The sequence below is a fragment of the Sphingomonas sp. CFBP 13728 genome, from assembly GCF_014841895.1.
GTDB lineage: Bacteria > Pseudomonadota > Alphaproteobacteria > Sphingomonadales > Sphingomonadaceae > Sphingomonas.
Map to the genome: position 1 here is coordinate 1 of NZ_JACYUS010000004.1, position 16,996 is coordinate 16,996.

General features: G+C 58.8%; 20 protein-coding genes. 12 read left to right on the top strand and 8 right to left on the bottom strand.

All coding sequences use genetic code 11. From position 1 onward, the window contains the following. Positions 1-209: 209 nt before the first annotated feature. The 3 genes from IFT67_RS15940 to IFT67_RS15950 form a co-directional block, all read right to left on the bottom strand. Positions 210-932: a LolA family protein gene (locus IFT67_RS15940; protein WP_192239179.1), complete on the bottom strand. Its 723-nt coding sequence runs from the start codon at positions 930-932 to the stop codon at positions 210-212. Further along, the gene (locus IFT67_RS15945; RefSeq protein WP_192239180.1) at positions 932-1,483 is read right to left on the bottom strand and encodes a hypothetical protein; all 552 of its coding nucleotides are present in this window, start codon (positions 1,481-1,483) and stop codon (positions 932-934) included. Before IFT67_RS15945 ends, IFT67_RS15940 begins: the two co-directional genes overlap by 1 nt. Before the next feature lie 77 nt (positions 1,484-1,560). Further along, positions 1,561-1,866, bottom strand: a complete 306-nt coding sequence (locus IFT67_RS15950; protein WP_192239181.1) for a PadR family transcriptional regulator — start codon at positions 1,864-1,866, stop codon at positions 1,561-1,563. 246 nt (positions 1,867-2,112) lie between these two features. Between IFT67_RS15950 and IFT67_RS15955 the strand changes: the two genes are divergently transcribed. The 3 genes from IFT67_RS15955 to IFT67_RS15965 all read left to right on the top strand — a co-directional run bounded on the left by IFT67_RS15955 (position 2,113) and on the right by IFT67_RS15965 (position 3,895). After that, complete coding sequence (locus IFT67_RS15955) at positions 2,113-2,571, top strand: GNAT family N-acetyltransferase (protein ID WP_192239182.1); 459 nt, start codon at positions 2,113-2,115, stop codon at positions 2,569-2,571. 193 nt (positions 2,572-2,764) lie between these two features. After that, complete coding sequence (locus tag IFT67_RS15960) at positions 2,765-3,400, top strand: hypothetical protein (protein WP_192239183.1); 636 nt, start codon at positions 2,765-2,767, stop codon at positions 3,398-3,400. Positions 3,401-3,607: 207 nt separating this feature from the next. Further along, a complete protein-coding gene (locus IFT67_RS15965; protein WP_206757935.1) occupies positions 3,608-3,895 on the top strand; it encodes a hypothetical protein in 288 nt (95 codons plus the stop codon). A gap of 89 nt (positions 3,896-3,984) precedes the next feature. Here the strand turns inward: IFT67_RS15965 and IFT67_RS15970 are convergent, their stop codons facing one another. Then, a complete protein-coding gene (locus IFT67_RS15970; protein ID WP_192239185.1) occupies positions 3,985-4,203 on the bottom strand; it encodes a hypothetical protein in 219 nt (72 codons plus the stop codon). Positions 4,204-4,611: 408 nt separating this feature from the next. On the opposite strand from IFT67_RS15970, the gene crcB reads away from it, so the two are divergent. Continuing rightward, positions 4,612-5,016: a fluoride efflux transporter CrcB gene (gene crcB / locus IFT67_RS15975; protein WP_192239186.1), complete on the top strand. Its 405-nt coding sequence runs from the start codon at positions 4,612-4,614 to the stop codon at positions 5,014-5,016. A 21-nt stretch (positions 5,017-5,037) separates the two neighbouring features. Here crcB and IFT67_RS15980 read toward each other — a convergent pair whose 3' ends face one another. Then, entirely contained in the window at positions 5,038-5,979 is a 942-nt protein-coding gene (locus IFT67_RS15980; RefSeq protein WP_192239187.1) for a LysR substrate-binding domain-containing protein, read from the bottom strand. Between the two features lie 183 nt (positions 5,980-6,162). On the opposite strand from IFT67_RS15980, the gene nhaA reads away from it, so the two are divergent. Together nhaA and rodA are read left to right on the top strand one after the other, a co-directional pair. After that, complete coding sequence (gene nhaA, locus IFT67_RS15985) at positions 6,163-7,365, top strand: Na+/H+ antiporter NhaA (protein WP_192239188.1); 1,203 nt, start codon at positions 6,163-6,165, stop codon at positions 7,363-7,365. A 126-nt stretch (positions 7,366-7,491) separates the two neighbouring features. Next, positions 7,492-8,577, top strand: coding sequence for a rod shape-determining protein RodA (gene rodA, locus IFT67_RS15990; RefSeq protein ID WP_192239189.1), 1,086 nt, complete (start codon positions 7,492-7,494; stop codon positions 8,575-8,577). Between the two features lie 120 nt (positions 8,578-8,697). On the opposite strand, the gene IFT67_RS15995 is transcribed toward rodA, so the two are convergent. From IFT67_RS15995 to IFT67_RS16005, 3 genes are all read right to left on the bottom strand, one after another. Continuing rightward, complete coding sequence (locus IFT67_RS15995; RefSeq protein WP_192239190.1) at positions 8,698-9,117, bottom strand: hypothetical protein; 420 nt, start codon at positions 9,115-9,117, stop codon at positions 8,698-8,700. A gap of 129 nt (positions 9,118-9,246) precedes the next feature. Next, a complete protein-coding gene (locus tag IFT67_RS16000; RefSeq protein ID WP_192239191.1) occupies positions 9,247-10,071 on the bottom strand; it encodes a hypothetical protein in 825 nt (274 codons plus the stop codon). A 782-nt stretch (positions 10,072-10,853) separates the two neighbouring features. After that, positions 10,854-11,384, bottom strand: coding sequence for a TetR/AcrR family transcriptional regulator (locus tag IFT67_RS16005; protein ID WP_197983120.1), 531 nt, complete (start codon positions 11,382-11,384; stop codon positions 10,854-10,856). A gap of 124 nt (positions 11,385-11,508) precedes the next feature. Between IFT67_RS16005 and IFT67_RS16010 the strand changes: the two genes are divergently transcribed. From IFT67_RS16010 to IFT67_RS16035, 6 genes are all read left to right on the top strand, one after another. Further along, positions 11,509-12,813, top strand: a complete 1,305-nt coding sequence (locus IFT67_RS16010; RefSeq protein WP_342450635.1) for an NAD(P)/FAD-dependent oxidoreductase — start codon at positions 11,509-11,511, stop codon at positions 12,811-12,813. Then, positions 12,813-13,133: a DMT family transporter gene (locus IFT67_RS16015; protein WP_192239193.1), complete on the top strand. Its 321-nt coding sequence runs from the start codon at positions 12,813-12,815 to the stop codon at positions 13,131-13,133. The genes IFT67_RS16010 and IFT67_RS16015 overlap by 1 nt, the downstream gene beginning before the upstream one ends. A 98-nt stretch (positions 13,134-13,231) precedes the next feature. Continuing rightward, positions 13,232-13,372, top strand: coding sequence for a hypothetical protein (locus tag IFT67_RS20480; protein WP_206757936.1), 141 nt, complete (start codon positions 13,232-13,234; stop codon positions 13,370-13,372). Between the two features lie 61 nt (positions 13,373-13,433). Further along, the gene (gene speB, locus IFT67_RS16025) at positions 13,434-14,363 is read left to right on the top strand and encodes an agmatinase (RefSeq protein ID WP_192239195.1); all 930 of its coding nucleotides are present in this window, start codon (positions 13,434-13,436) and stop codon (positions 14,361-14,363) included. 39 nt (positions 14,364-14,402) lie between these two features. Further along, positions 14,403-15,587, top strand: coding sequence for an aminotransferase class V-fold PLP-dependent enzyme (locus IFT67_RS16030; RefSeq protein WP_192239196.1), 1,185 nt, complete (start codon positions 14,403-14,405; stop codon positions 15,585-15,587). A gap of 348 nt (positions 15,588-15,935) precedes the next feature. Beyond that, the gene (locus tag IFT67_RS16035; protein ID WP_192239197.1) at positions 15,936-16,853 is read left to right on the top strand and encodes a sensor domain-containing diguanylate cyclase; all 918 of its coding nucleotides are present in this window, start codon (positions 15,936-15,938) and stop codon (positions 16,851-16,853) included. The last annotated feature ends 143 nt before the right edge of the window (positions 16,854-16,996 follow it).

Genomic DNA, 16,996 nt, shown 5'->3' on the forward strand with positions numbered 1-16,996 from the left:
CTTCATCTGTCCGTCCCTTTCCGAGGTCGGACTCTAGCTTCAACTGGAGGAAAAAACGGGGGTCACGTCAGTGTAGTGGCCATTCGTCTAGACATCACCGCCGTCCCAATTCGCTGACGGAAAGCTGCCTTCCGTCAAACCACGATATTCCCGAAACTCGATTTCAAGCTGGAACTCTGGTCAGGAGCTAGGGCAAGAGCCTGGGTGTCCTAAGGCGCGGTCGGGGAAGCAAAGATGGCCGGATCGATCCGCCCACATTGGAACGAAGCAACGGTTCCCTGATCCATGACTGAACCATCAGGTCCGAAAACGTCCAGACGATAAGCGACCATCAGCCCGCCCGCGCCACGACGGTAGTCACTGGCCTCAACTCTGACGGCGGGCGTCCCCTGGGTATCGACGACGCGCTGAATGAGATGGGTGCGGCTATCGAACCAGACCTCAAGAGGGCGGCCGCCCTTTGGCGTGATTTCGACGATATCTAACCGCCGCTTATCTTCTGCTGCTGTCCGGACAAACTTGAAGGTGGCCGGGAAACGATTGGGAAAGAAGAAGCCGTTGATGCTGAGGTAGTTGGTTACGATCGCCTCTTGCAGCGACGCCGGATCCGACCCGATATCCGTCTTGCCGGGACCGGCCGTCTGCCATCTTACCTTACCATTGAACCCCATCGAACGAACCTTGCCGCCCCGATCGCCATCTGTTCGCATGCCGTACTCGCGCAGACTGAACCGGGTCAGGTAGGTGATGGCACCGCTGGCATGGGTCCCACGTTCGATGCAGCCCTGTGGCTTGTCCCACGCGACACCACCTGTCGCGCGCTTCGACGCCGCGACGATCATTTCGGCATTTGGTGTAGCGGTGCGGGCCTCGCTAATCCCAGCGACGGCAGGACAAAGCGTCAGCGCTATGATGGTGCGTACCGAGGGCATTATGAGCTCTCCTGAAAACGCCGGTGCCGACGATGGAGCCAAACGAGCAGCACTGGCACTGCAACAGCCTGCATAAGCAGCGCATGGAACTCCGAAGGTACGCCCGCGTCATTCGGAATGATCGATAGCTGGATGGCAACGGCGATGCCGGCGATCAGGCAAGCAGTACACCAAGCTGTAGCGAACAGGCGAAATTGCCCGCGGCTTAGAAACCAAGCTGTCGTGAGTTGGACAATCCCGAGCGCAAGAAAGCAACTGACCACGATTGGGCGAGCGGTTTCATAGTTGGCTATGATCGTTGACGACGCTCCGTTGCGAAGAAGGGCCTCCAACATCCCGTCGTGCCCGCCAAACAGGACGGCCACTCCATGAGCCGCGCAGACAAGCTGGACCACGGCATAGAGCGCAGTGACCACGGCAATCGTCCAGAGGGTAGCCATAATATGCGTGTCAGCGTCGCACGCGCGCTCACGCAGGGCCGCAACGAGGCATCCGCTCGCGAAGTTCAACGCCGCCCGATTATCGTCCGCATGCGACAATTCGGCAATCATGGCATCGGCCCATAACCGCCTGCTAGCGGGGAGCAGGCGGGTTGCGACGTTACACAAGATAAGCGGAAGGCGGTCCGTCATGCCGGTACCGGCGTGCGCCCAACCTGCGCGCTGGCAGTGGCATCGATGTTGGCCGAGGCGAAGGCAACGCCTGTTTGGGTAAGTCGATAGGCATGCCGTGGCGGCGCGCCGGGGCGGTCGGACTCGTGCCAAGCAGATTCAAGCAGCCCCTTGTCCGCAAGGCGCATCAGCACTGGATACAGCGTGCCTGATTGCAGACCGATTTCCTTGGTCAGATCGTAGCCATATCGCCACTCGGTAGCCCGAACCAAGAGCGCCCGAAGCACGAGGATCGTCTGTGGAGAGGGTCGGCGCTGACGCATTCCATAACTCTACATATATGGATTATGATGTCAATTGTTTGTTGTTGTCTGTCGAATACTCTTTCCCAATTCCGATCCGGGCAGCTTTCGGGAAGGCCGGCGCGTTCTCTTTTTCCGATCGATTGTGAGAACACTCACGCGGTCTCGGTCGTCCTTTTTAATCGGGAAGGTGAGGGCCGTATTGCGGTCAGGTGATGGGAGCGGCATTTTGGATGCAAATGGAACGCCTCTTTTGGGGGAACAGCAATGGAAACGCGCGCCGCATCGGCAGATGATGCCGAGGGAATGGGCCAGGTGCTTCGGGAGATCATCGAACATACCGGCCGTGAGCGACCGAACGACGTTGATTTTGTGATGGGTCGCTACATCGCCGATCCTACAAGCATACGCTGCACCGTTGCCATCGGCGGATCAGGGAATATCGTCGGCTTTCAGTCATTGAAGAAGGCCGTTGCGGGCAACCCATATGATACACCGGAGGGATGGGGCATCATCGGGACCCATATCAGCCCCAAGGCGCATCGACAGGGCGTCGGCAAGCTTTTGTTTTCAGCTACGAGCGAGGCCGCACGCGAAGCCGGTCTAGAAAAGATCGACGCCTACATCGGGGCCGACAATACATCCGGCCTGAAATACTATGAAGCTATGGGTTTCCGTACCTACCGGACGCCCGATGGAATTGTGCAGAAGGTCCACGACGTCTAGTTTAATCGATCGTTCCGCGTAGCGAGAGCATTTCCCGACTAACCATCTTAATCGAGAACGCGACGACCTTCTCGATTGCCGTTCCAAATGGAAAAGGCAGTCTGTCAGGGCGGTCTCGGATTTGCGAATGAAGGAGACGGTACAGCGCCTAAGCGCTTACGGCTCATTTAGCATTCGGCACTAAATCGGGATCATGTCACTCACCAACCTCCCCGGTGTCGGGTTGCCGAGCCGCCAGCGTCTTACACTAACCGAACGCATCGTGTTCGGGCTCTATGCAGCGGTATTCTGTCTGTGGGTGTTCGACATCAATGCGGCTGATACTGCTCTGGTCACGCCGATCAACGGGCGCTTCCTTGGCGGGGTGACTTGGCTTGGCGCGTTTCTTGGAGTCATGCTCGGCTGGTTCGTCGTCCGCTACTCTACGCGAACGCGAGCGGAGGCGTCACTCCGACGAAAGGCTATCATGGCCACGCTGGTGCTTGTTACGTTCGGGACGTTCTACGCGGTCATTTTCGACCATGTCGCGTGGCGCGCAGCCAACATGCGAGCCTTTGCGGATAGTAGCTCCCCGATTACCTGGGCGCACTTTCCGATCGTCTCATATCGTATGCGCAAATCGCAGCCTGTTGTTTTGATCGACAGGCGGGGGGAGGAACGCCCGATCCCGATCTCACTAGCCGACTATCAATTGCTGGAGGCCACGGCCCACTCGTCCCGTTACTGTCTCAACCTACAACGTCAGCAGGTCGGAAGCGCCGTTCGCGTTTTTCGCCCTTCGGGTGCCACGCCTAACGTTATCCCGGTAGAAGCTTGCGTTCCCAGCTAAGGTAAGACCGAAGGGTGTGACACCGCATACAGATGGCAATTTGTTTTCGGATCAGACAGGTCGGGGGGCGGCTGTTTCTCAAAATACCATCGAATTTCGGGAATTAACCGCCACGTCGTATTGTGGTGTCGAACAAGGATATCGGACCGAGTTGTGCAGTCTTACCCAATAGGCATGATCTTACCGGTGCCAGGCATCGGGCGTCTGGTGCTGTTCGAAGCGTATCCGGCGAGAAATGTCATTCATCGGGAGATCTGGGGCCGAGAGGTGTTCCTGTTCGACGCCAGCAATCGGCCTGTGTGGCAGATTGCGCCGGAACAGGGCGCGACGGACGACATGCACCGGAATTTCGATGCGACCCGCCCCGCGACCGACACCTTCTCCGCCATCAGCAATATCGACGGAAGGTTCTATGCGAGCCGGATCGGCGGTGATACCTTCGTGATCGATATGACGACCGGCGCTGCCTCGTATAGCGGCTGGGCACGGACATAGCCCGTCCGTAGCGGTCAGATGGCGGGATTGACCGGAAGGCGACGACCTAGATGGTAAGAGCTTTAGCTGCCATGTTAACAGTTGCAGGTTTAACGTTCATGGACAGCCCGATCCCAAGTCAGGCGATTGACCCGCAACGGCTCTCTATCCATTTGAAACTGGCGAATGATGATTTTGGCATCGAAGGCGAGACGTTCCAACTCTATGATGTCGAGGACGCGATAGGCGCTGCCATAGAGCCTGCTGGCGTTATCGAGGGACACGAGATCGGGAACGGCTTCTTCGTCGTGTTTGTTACCGGAGCGCACCCCGATAAACTCCTGTCATCGATCCAGACCAGCCTTTCGGAGGTCAGTGTTCGACCGGGCTCATTCATAGAGCTGTGTCGGTCTGACGGCTCTTGTTCACGGTATTTGCCCTAGCTTCGCGCGAAGGCGTCCGCGTCGGAACGACGGACCTTGACCTTGTGGTAACCCATAGCTTTCGGCGACATAGGTGTCGATTGCTGCGTCTTGCTGCATTACCGCCATTCCCAAAAAGGATCAAATTTCGAGAATGTTCGGCTTGGAGAGGAAGGCGGTAGGGATCGCTTACGTAGGCTCCGCCACCGGGTCGATAATTGCCATCGGCTTTGTTGATCCCGGATTGCCGGATAGCTACATACAAATCAGGGAATGGAGCCTCCCTTGTAACCGCGCTGATGCTGATGGCCCCTGATGATCGCCCAATGGGCGCAGGGGAGTACGCGCGTGGAGTTCCTGCTTGTTTTTCTGGGTTCGGGCATTGGTGGCATGTTGCGCCACGGGGTCGGTCGCACCGCCCTCGCACTGTTCGGCCCATCGTTTCCCTACGGCACGATGGCGATCAACATCGTTGGATCGTTTGCGATGGGCATCGTCGCGGGCTGGTTCACCGCTCGGGGCGGTGCCGATCAAAGCCTGCGCCTGTTCCTGACGACCGGCGTCATCGGTGGCTTCACCACCTATTCGACGTTCAGCCTCGACTATGCCTTTCTGTGGAAGGGTGGCCATGCCCTGTCCGCGATCCTGTATGTCAGCGGCTCGCTGGTCATCGGCATCGGCGCGCTTTTCGTCGGCCTCGCGCTATCGCGCTTCCTGTAATGCGTGATCGACCCTAGCGATCTAGCCGATTGGGATCGACGCGGGCGCGCCGGTGTCGGGCTGTTCCCACGGCACGACGCAACGCCGGATGATGTCGGCAAGTCGACGATAGGTCGCCTCCCTCGGTGACGATGACCGCCACACCATCGTAAGGTCGCGCAACGGTGCCCGCTTCGCCAGCGGCCGTGCGACGATCAGCTTCTCGCGGAGCACGTCTGATCGGACATACAGCGCGGGGAGGAGCGACAGGCCCATGCCGGTCGTCACCATGAGACGCAGCGTATCGAGCGTGGTCCCGGCGTAATCATCGACCTCGATCGCGCCAAACTCGGCACAGAGTGAAGCGATCTGGTCATGCAGCCGTGGTGAGCGATCCATGACAAGAACCGTTTCACCGGCAAGATCCTCCGGACACGCTACCTCACATCGGGCAAGCCGGTGATCGCTTGGCATAACGAGATGCAGCGGCTCCCGGATCAACCGGGCAGAACTGAAATCGGGCTGGGTGGGTCCATGCGGCAAGAGGAGCACGTCATGCGTGCCGTCCGACAATTTCCCCGGCAGGCTTTCCAGCCTGTCCTCACGCACGACGATCCGCAGATCAGGGAACGTCTCGCGAAGCGCCGGCATTGCTAGCGACAGGACGTACCCGCCGACTGTCTGGAGAACACCCATTTGAAGCGTTCCCTGTAGTGCGGCGGGATCGTCACGGCGCGCGATTTCCCGAATATCCTCAATCTCGGAAAGGACGAAGCGCGCACGGCGGGCTATCTCGGTGCCAACCGGCGTCAGCACCACGCGGGCGCGCGTACGCTCCACCAATTGCGTGTTCAGTCGGCCCTCTAGCTCCTTCAACTGCATGCTGAGCGTGGGCTGGGTGACACGGCACTGATCGGCTGCACGGCTGAAACTGAGCGTGTCGGCGACGGCCACGAGGTAGCGCAACTGTTGGATGCGAGGCATTACCAACCTTATAGCCAACCTCTATAAGCGGCAATGTAACTTCCGATTTTCTCATGATGATCGGGCCTGCTACCGATAGAGGGTCCACGACGATCGGCATTCCGACTGTCGTTCGGACAACTTCTCACCATTGATCCGCACGTCCCGCCGGCGGTGCCGATACCGCAAAGGGCAGGACTGCGCATGGCCGCTCATCTTCAGACAGGTGCCAAGGTGCGCTTCGCCTTCCTTCGTAGCGAGGCTGCTGGCGGCCTGCTGCTTATGGGCGCTGCGGCGCTGGCGATGGTCGCCGCGAACCTGCCCGGAACGTACGCTTACAACGACGTGCTGCACATGGTGGTTGGGCCGACATTGTCTGACCAGCTAGGCCCAATGACGGTGCACCTCTGGATCAACGACGGCCTCATGGCGCTGTTCTTCCTGTTGGTGGGGCTGGAACTGAAGCGCGAGTTTTTGGAAGGCCGGCTGTCGCGCTGGTCCGACCGGATGATGCCTGCGCTCGCTGCCGCGGCTGGCATGGCTGTCCCGGCGCTGATCTATCTGCTCGTGGCGGGGTCCGACCCGTCGCTGCACGGCGGATGGGCAATCCCCGCCGCTACCGATATTGCCTTCGCGTTGGGCGTACTGGCGCTGCTTGGCAACCGCGTGCCGGCCTCGCTGAAACTCCTTCTCATGTCGGTTGCGATTGTTGACGATCTCGGCGCGGTCGCGATCATCGCGCTGTTCTATACGGCGTCGATCGACGCTCTCGCGATTACCGCTGCCGCGACGCTCTTCGGGATTATGCATCTGCTCCGCTGGCGGAGGGTGAACGCACTGACGCCCTATCTAATTCTGACCGGGTTGCTTTGGTACGCCGTGCTTCTGTCCGGCGTCCATGCGACAATTGCGGGCGTCCTTGCCGCAACCGCTATCCCGCTTCGCGCGAGCGGCGACGGAGACGCACCGCTCTATCGCCTCGAACACGCGCTGACGCCGTTAGTCGGGCTACTAATCGTACCGCTGTTTGGGTTTGCCAATGCCGGCGTATCGCTGGGCGGTATCGGGTTGCAGGCGATCATCGCACCGTTGCCGCTGGGCGTCGCTGCCGGCCTGTTCCTCGGCAAGCAAATCGGCATATTCGGCGCATTGCAGATCGGCAGGCGGCTGAGGCTGTTCGGTGCTTTGCCCGGTGCCAGTATGATGCAGACATACGGTGTCGTTCTGCTGTGCGGCATCGGCTTCACAATGAGCTTGTTCATCGGTGCCCTGGCATTCCCGGCATCTCCGCATCTCGCGGAGGAAGCGAAGATTGGCATCCTGCTGGGATCGATGATGTCCGCTCTCGCCGGATATGGCGTTCTGCGGTTCTCCCGGCCCAAGGCCTTCTCGGCGTCAACGATCTAGTTGCCGGCGCCCGACTGACCACCGCCACCAAGCCTTCATCATTCTACCCGCTGTTGCGGATACCCAAGGACGCCTGCCATTTCCCGCGAACATGTTCCCGTCGCGATCAAGTCGCTGCCATGGTCGATGCTTCTCGCCGTCTGCATCGTTATGTCTGCAAGTTTGCTCACGCTCTACTCTGCGGCGAACGGAAGCATGACACCGTGGGCATTCAATCAGGGTCTCAGGTTCGGCTTCCTGTTCGTAGTCATGCTGCTGGTGTCGTTCGTCCCAGTGTCGTTCTGGCGCGATTATTCGCTGCCCTTCTACGGCATCACACTCGGGCTGCTGCTGATCGTCGAGCTGTTCGGCAAGATCGGGATGGGTGCGCAGCGCTGGATCGATCTCGGGATCATCCGCCTGCAACCCTCCGAGTTCATGAAGATCGCTATCGTGCTTTCACTGGCCAGCTATTTCGACCGTGTGCCCCCCGGGTTCATCCGCCGCCCCATGACCCTGCTGCCACCTGTGGTGATGATCGGGCTGCCGGTCGTGCTCGTCCTGCTGCAACCCGATCTGGGCACCGCGATGATGATCGCGCTCGCCGGCACCGCCGTCCTCTTTCTTGCCGGCATCCCGCTACGCTGGTTCATGGGGGGAGGGCTGGTATTCGCCTGTGCGCTTCCCGTCGTCGTGAACAACCTGCTCCACGACTATCAGCGACACCGGGTGCTGATCTTTCTTGATCCCGAGAGCGATCCGCTCGGCACGGGATACCATATCGCGCAGTCAAAGATCGCGATCGGATCAAGCGGCATCTGGGGCAAGGGCTTCATGCAGGGCACCCAAAGCCACCTCGCCTATCTGCCTGAGCCTCACACCGACTTCATCCTTGCGACGATGATGGAGGAATGGGGCCTGGTCGGCGGGGTCGTGATCCTGTTGGCCTATGCGTGGATCATTCGCTGGGCGAGCGGGGTGGCGATGCGTTCGGCCAGTCGCTTTGTGAAACTCGCTGCGGCGGGTCTGTCGTTCACGATCTCATTGTACGTCGGGATCAACATGGCGATGGTGCTGGGGCTTGCCCCGGTCGTGGGCATCCCGCTGCCGCTCCTGTCCTACGGTGGATCGGCAATGATGACGGTGCTGATCCTGCTTGGCATCCTCATGTCGTTCGACAGGGCCGAACGCAAAAGGGGAGACTCCTCCGTCCTTGGCCTTTCATTGCCCTGATAGATTCTCGATTACGATCGACTTTCGGGAACCGCTGGCGACGGACCTCGTATGCTAACGAGCTGGTAAGCTGCTGCCGGTCCCATGGACACCAGGTTAGGCTAGCCTGCTTCTCGAAAGCTATGGCGCGCGCGAAGCATCCCCTAGGTACAATGGCGGCAATGATTGAACATCGAATCCGAAATTTATTTTGAGTAGATTATCTATATAAGCCTTGCGGACCGCAGCCAGGCGGACAGGACTCTTACCCCCGAGATAGTCAGGGCCTTCTTTGCCGCGACGCACTGCGATTTCACGGAGGTACTGAAATTCGTCGTCAGAATTTACACCGGTGGTTGGCGTAAATCCAATCTCGTCATGAAGACCACGTCCGTGGTAGCGCTCAATGTCCAGCATGGCGTAAATATAGGTTGGTGGATCTTCCACTTCGTCAATTACGCGTGCGGCCCAATCGGCAATTTCACTCCGATCGACAGTGCCAGTTATCAAAGCGGCGACTGCGAAGCCGAGGTCGATTGAGTCGTTGAATATCACGCGCACACTACTAATCCTTTGAGATGTGCAATGTCTTGATTGCTGCATTATGAGCACACCGACTGTCTCGCAAACGATCGCATTTTGGGAATGCGCGCGCTTTCCGAGCGCCGGTTAGCGGAGGCGGCAAGCAGCTTACCCTCGTGGAGTGTCCACGTAGGCCCTGTACGGGTTCTGACCATCGGTCACTATGAGCGTGATAGTACCGCCGGATGCATCAGGGGGTGGAATAAAGTAAATACTATCCACATCCTTATTAATATTGGCCAACGGAAAATCTTCAATAATAGCCCCGTCTCGAACGACATAATGACCTAGATGGCTAGTATGATCGCTCCGTTCTATTCCAAAGAAGGATTTTTCATTTCCAAAGCTGCTACACAGCTTCAGGCTCGAACTGATAGATGCTATTGTATTGATGCAGCTATCTGTCTGAACCTTTTCACGGGGAATGTCTTCATATTTCATCGTATAGGACTTTTCGATCGGATCACTAAAGCCAAATGCGGGTGCGAACCCGAACGGGTTATTTTCAATGTAGCGCCTTACCTCGCTACCGTTGGTTAAAAAGAGACTCCAACCGGATCGGTCATCTATTTTGAAGCCACATGGCAATGTCAGCATTGCGATGTCACGAACCTGAATACCTTTTTGCAGCGGTACGATAGATTTCTTGATACGGCTCGTGATATTCGAACCCACCGAAGCATGGACAAGTTGATCAGTAGTGCATGCGCTACCATTTGAATCACGCTTGAGCACTGGCGTTCCAACGTCTTCCGTAGATTGCTTGCTGCGCGAAGACGCTTGCTCGTTTAGCACCTCATAGAGCGTTGAGGCTGACCGATTGGCTTTGTGTTCGGAAGCTTTGTCATTGGTTTGCGCAGTCGCTTGAGGGGCGGCTCCCGCCCCGCCAATCGATATAAGCACGGCCATCATCATGACAGTCTGGGTTCGCATTGCTTCGATCCTAGCCTCCGCAGATTTTGCAGGGTCACCCGCCATCCCGCAAACCGAGGCGATGATCAACCGCCGAGGATTAAGCTTTACCAAGACGGACGGCTATCTAGCCGCGGTTTGTAGAAGCCGAATTTGCTTACCGTTTAGGCCTTCGCAGCTGTTGGCTCATTTCCCCAAAAGGAACGGCTTGCGAGGCGGCCGGGGCATTTCCATTGGGATCGAGATTCGGGAATGTCCAACATGGGCAGGAAAGCGGACAGGCTGCTTTCGGGAATGCGGGTGTCGATAGCAGACATTGGGCGGCTGCCGGCTTTCCCAAAAAGGATCGGATTTTGGGAATGTACGAGTTGGGGAGGAACGCAGATGGTCTGCTTACGGGATCGGGGGCGTCTTCCTTACTTGCTGGGCGCCAGGGGCGTACCATGGTGCGTTCAAATCATCCCGTTCCGTATAATTTTATGGTCAAAAATCCGTCCTGCCACATGGCCCGTAGGATTGGCTCATGATCTTCATCATAGGGACAATCGTCATATCCCAATTTTTCGCTACTGGCGGCGTTAGCGCCAGCGGTTCGGGCTCTTTCGTACTCCAGAACGTGATCTGCCACACACCCCCCTCTTTGTTAAAAAGGATGTTATGATAACGACTTAAGCTATGTTCTGATCCCACCTTTCCACTTTGATAAACGAACGTCTGCAATTGGAAGCGGGGTGAATGCGAGTGCGCGACCACAACCGCTGTCGGTTAGGCAATCGGTATCGGTCGTAACCAAGTTCTCGCTTCTAAACGTCCTTCTGCGTTACACCATTACCCTCTGCATATTCGCGCAGATCGTGAAATATCTCACGCCACAGTTCGTCACTCATATCGAAGCTGAACAGATCGCGGAGGTAGTACGCGCCTTCGGCCGCAAGAAAGGCGATCCGCAGACGGCGTGCTTCTTCGGTGTTCGCCTCAAGCGTGCCGGCACGTGCACGATACCAGCGCGTCGAACTCGTTTCCGCCTCTCCCGCGCTAACCAGGGCAGCCATGAGGGCTGCCACGCTGATACTTTCCTCGCGAGTAAGTTCGGACGTGATGCGGATGTGGGCGAGCATACGATCACGCTCTGACGTGCGACCGCCAAGTTCCGCGTCAAACCGCGCTTGCTCGCGGGTCAGCCAGCGGTCGAGCACCGCGTCCATCAATGCTTCCCGGCTGCCGAATGCCGATTGGATACTCGCCTTCGGAACGTCGGCAGCGGCCGCCAGACTACCAAACGTCAGCCCTGCGGCACCCGCCTTGGCAACGATCGTCTCCGCTGAATCGAGCAATCGCGCACGGTCGATCGTTCTTGGGCGTGACATGCTTTTACCATCCTCTTGCGTTTGAATACGATCGTATCTAAATAGGTGTGACTGGATCGTAAAGCCCGAACCACGAAAGGAGCCCTACGTCGTGAAACGCAAGCAGGTAGTCATCGTGGGAGCCGGCTTTGGCGGCCTCGCTGCGGCCAAGGCGCTGAGCGGGCGCGACGTGACGGTGACGCTGATCGATCGCACCAACCATCACCTCTTCCAACCTCTCCTCTATCAAGTCGCCACCGCGGCATTGGCACCGTCGGACATCGCGACAGCGACCCGGACGCTGATGGCCGGTCACGGCAACGTCACGACCCTGCTGGACGATGTCACCGACGTTGATGATACGAAGCGGGAGGTGCTGACGGCATCGGGGGAGCGCATTCCCTATGACTATCTCGTACTGGCGACGGGGTGCAGCTACAGCTTCTTCGGCAACGACGCGTGGGCTGAGCACGCCCCTGTACTCAAGACCCTCGCAGACGCCCTCTCCATACGCGAACGGTTGCTCGACGCCTTCGAGCGCGCTGAACGCAGCGTCGATGCCAGCGAGATCGCGTCGTTACTGACCTTCGTCGTTGTCGGTGGTGGTCCAACCGGCGTCGAGATGGCGGGTGCGATTGCCGAACTCGCGAAGACGGCGCTTGCCCGGGACTTTCGCAACATCGACAGCAGAACGCTGCGGATCAAGTTGGTGGAAGCCGGCACGACGATCCTTTCCACTTTTCCGGACGATCTGCCCCGTTACGCCGCAGCCGCGCTAACCCGCCTCGGAGTCGAGGTCATACTGGGTGCTCCGGTCCTCTTGATCGACGCGGAAGGTCTGCAGGTCGGTGACACGCGGATCGATGCGGCCACAGTCATCTGGGCCGCAGGCACACGTGCCAACGAGGCGGCTACATGGCTCGATGCCGACGCGGCCCGTAACGGCGCATTGCGAGTGTTGCCCGATTGCTCGGTCGAAGACAGGCCGCACGTCTTTGCCATCGGCGACGTCGCCAGCTTCACCGGAAGCGATGGAAAGCCGCTCCCCGGTCTTGCACCCGTCGCCAAGCAACAGGGTCGATATGTCGGCGATCTGATCTGGTCCAAGGTTCAAGGGCGCAGGACCTCTGCACCCTTTCAGTATCGGAACTGGGGCTCCATGGCCGTTATCGGTCGTTCGCATGCGGTCGCCGACTTCGGGACCATTCGCCTGCGCGGCTTCGTCGCCTGGCTGTCCTGGTCGCTCGTCCACCTCATGCTGCTGGTCGATTTCCGAAGTCGGCTCACCGTCTACGTCAACTGGGCATGGTCCTGGTTCACGCGAGGTCGCGGCGTGCGCCTGCTGACGCGCGCCACACATCTGCCGACCGCCAAAACGGCAAGCGCTTCAAACCTGATTCCTGAAGGACATATCTAATGGCGTGGATTTACCTGTTGCTGGGTGGCGTGTTTGAGGTCGGGTTCACGACCTGCCTGCGCTACACCGATGGCTTCAAGAACCTGACATGGACGGGCGGTTTTGCCGTTTGCGCACTGCTGAGCTTCCTGTTTCTCGAGGTCGCGACGCGCACTATTCCCCTCGGCACCGGCTATGCCGTGTGGACGGGGATCGGCGCACTCGGCACCGTCGTCATCGGCATGGTCTGGTTCGGTGAACCGTCTACGCCCATCCGCATCCTTCTCATCCTTGGGCTCGTCGCCTGCGTAGCAGGACTGAAGCTCACCTCCGGGCACTGACGATGGCGGGATCGACATGCTCCTTCCTGAGCGGGGCGGCACTGTGCGTCTATGCGCTCTTCTCGTACCTCTTCCGTCACGCCTTCTCATTCTGGGGAATGGCCGTCGTCGTCGTGCTCGGCATCGGCACAATCTGCATCGGGTTGTTCCAGTTGATGATCGAGCGATGGGGTGTCCCCCTTGAGCTGCCACCAGAACCGCCTCGGCAGGAGTTCAACGGCGGCAAACGCCAAATCTGAGATTCCCGTGCGAAAGCAATCCCTTCGTGCATTTCAAATTACCCGATCAGGAGGATTAGACATGGAACAAAGCCCCGGAGATCTTGCTCGCTACCTGGCTTATGCGGGCACCCCTACATTCTGGCGTCTTGATCAGACTCGCGACCTGTCGAACGTCGATATCGCCGTCATGGGCATCCCGTTCGATCTTGGCACGAGCAATCGGCCTGGCGCGCGATTTGGTCCGCGCGCCATCCGCGACATCTCGCTGCACACGGGAAATTTTCATTATCCCTGGTCCTTCGATCTGAAGGAGCGGCTGCGACTGATCGACTACGGAGACGTAGGGGGCGGCGTACAGACCGATCTTACAAACTTCATGATCCAGGATGCGTACGAACATGCGGGAACCATCTTCGCAGCAGGCGCGAAGCTGCTGACGCTCGGCGGGGATCACACCATACCCTACGGGCTTATCAGGGCTGCCAAGGACAAGCATGGCCCGATCTCGCTCGTGCATTTTGACAGCCATCAGGACTCCGAAAGCAGCAACGGTGGTCGGTCGATCTTCCACGGCTCGTTCGCCCACGACCTTGCGGAAGAGGGGACGGTCGATCCAAGCCGGTCGGCTCAGGTGTTCATACGCACAGATATGGAGAACCCTGGTTATCAGATCATACACGCCAACGAGGCGCTCTATCTCAGTCCGAAGGAACTGGCTGAGCGCATCAGAGCCGTGGTCGGGACGAACCCTGTCTACATTACCTTCGACATCGATGCGCTCGATCCGGCCTATGCACCGGGAACCGGTACGCCCGTAGTTGGAGGCCCGACGACATTCTTCGCACGCGAAGTGCTCCGGAATCTGCTCGGTCTCAACGTCGTTGCGGCGGATGTCGTCGAGGTGCTGCCTGCGCTTGATCCGTCTGCGATCACGGCTCTTGCGGCAGCGACGATCGGGGTCGATCTTCTCTACCTCATGGCAGGTGAAACCGGCACCGACGGACGATAGAAACACGTATCCGCGGCTCTTCGAGTAACTGAGGTGTTCATGACGAAAGCCCCCTCCATCGATCTCGATCGCGTCCGTGCGGACACGCCCGGTGTCACGCATCGCACTCATCTCAACAACGCCGGGGCGGCTCTGATGCCGCAACCGGTCATCGATGCGGTCGTGGCCCACATAAACCGCGAGGGGGCTATCGGCGGTTACGAGGCGGCAGCGGAGGCCGCTGACCGTCTGGGCCGTGTGCACGACAGCGTCGGTCGGCTCGTCGGCGCTGACGCCGGCGAGATCGCCATTACCGAGAACGCGACGGTCGCCTGGCAGCGGGCGTTCCAGTCGCTGGAGTTCATTGCCGGTGATCGCATCCTGACGACGACTGCGGAATTTGCCGGAAACTACATTCCGCTGCTTCAACTCGCACGGCGAACGGGGGTCTCGGTCGAGGTAATCCCCGACGACGCGAGCGGCGCGCTTGATACCGCAGCGCTCGAAAGCATGATCGATGAACGGGTCAAGCTCATCGCGATCACCTGGCTCCCGACGAACGGTGGTTTGGTGAACCCTGCGGCCGAAGTCGGCCGGATCGCTAACGCGCACGCCATCCCCTATCTGCTCGACGCGTGTCAGGCGGTCGGTCAAATGCGCGTAGATGTGAACGCCCTCGGCTGTGACATGCTGACTGCTACGGGTCGCAAGTTCCTGCGCGCCCCTCGCGGGACAGGCTTCCTCTACGTGCGGCGGGCAATGCTGGAGCGTACCGAGCCTGCTCTGCTCGACCTCTTCGGCGCGGTTGTGGATCGTCCGGGCCACTACGCGATGCGTGCCGATGCACGCCGCTTCGAAACCTGGGAAACCAATTATGCGACACGGTTGGGAATAGGGGCAGCGGCCGACTACCTTCTAGATATTGGTATCGACGCGATCGAAGCGCGATGCGGATTTTTGGCCGAGTTGCTCCGGGTTGGCCTTTCAGCCCTCGCCGACGTTACGCTACGCGACGCCGGCACCGTTCGTTCGGCGATCATATCGTTCACCGTTGCCGGCATGGAGGCGGCGGACGTGATGCAGCGACTTGCCGCACAAGCGATAAACGTCTCGGTGTCCCCCCCCGTCAGTACGCCGCTCGATGCAGTCGCGCGGAGACTGCCACCGGTCCTCCGCGTATCGCCCCACTATTACAACAGTGAGGAAGATATTCGCCGGTTCCTCACCGTGATTGCGACTTTGTGAGCCAGGAAGTTGGCAGGGTCCCATATTCATGGAAGACCGAGAGCTGCCAGACGAAGCCATTCACAACTGGCGCCGATGGCCCAGCTCGACAGTCCACCCCGCCCATTTGACCACCGTTGGCGAAGATGGGAGCGAGTGCGCCCTATTACCGCGGTCCTTTCTGCCAGCCTGTTAAACTACGAAGCCGGTGGATCGTACCGTATTGATGCGTAGGACGGGAGATCGACCAATTCATACAATGAAACCGATGCGCTCTACCCGAGAGAATGAATATGATTTTCAGTGGGTTCCCCGTCATACGATCGTCCGGGTTAACTCGATCGTAGCGGAACGGCGGTAATTTGCCACATGAGCTTCTCGTCCGATCTGATGTACCGCCTCCTGGTCAAAAGCGTCAAAGACTACGCGATCTACATGGTTGATCGCGACGGCAAAGTCCTCAACTGGAACGAAGGAGCACGACGGGCCAAGGGCTATTCGGAAGACGAAATCGTCGGCCGCAACTACGACATCTTTTACTCTCCCGAAGATCGGGCAGCTGGAATACCCCAGCAAAATCTTGAAACGGCCCTTACACAGGGGCGAGTAGTGCTCGAAGGGCGACGGTATCGAAAAGATGGCTCATGCTTCTGGGCGAGCATCACCATCGACGCGATTTACGACGATAATGCCGAATTTCTCGGCTTTGCCAAAATAACCCGAGATCTGACCGAGCACCATGATCTCGTTTCGCGGCTGGAGTATAATGCGACACATGATCCATTAACTGGGTTACTGAACAGAGCTGGGTTTTTCAAAAGACTAGAGACCGATATGGCGATACAAAGGCCCATCACCGTCTTCGCCGTAGATCTCGATCACTTCAAACCGATCAACGACAGATATGGCCATGCCGTAGGCGACGCAGTCCTGAAAGCGGTGGCCGAGCGCTTGGCGGATCGGTTGAACATGGATTTCGTCGGAAGGCTGGGGGGCGACGAATTCGTTGCCGTACAGTGCATCGAAGCTGATCCTGCCGCGATGATCGGAATGGGTTTGGCCGTGACCAAGGAGATTCGGATGCCGATCGTCTTTGGGCAACATCGAATGACGGTGGGGGCGAGTGTCGGCGTGGCTTACGCCACTGGCAACGAGGACAACGCGGACATGCTACTCGCCAGGGCTGACGTCGCCCTGTACCAGGCTAAGGCCCGCGGGCGAGATGCAGCCTGTCTGTATGGCGGCGAGGCAGACACAAAACCGGCGTCGGATCGCTATCGTCGATAGCGGAACTTGATACGATATCCGCAGGAATGCGGCCCCTTGACCTCGAACCATGGCGGGATTTCGCGAGCCCCTGCCACCTCCACCAGACAAAGCCGTGGCTTCACGGGCCGGCAGGACCGGCACGGCTCTTGATTGGGCTGGAG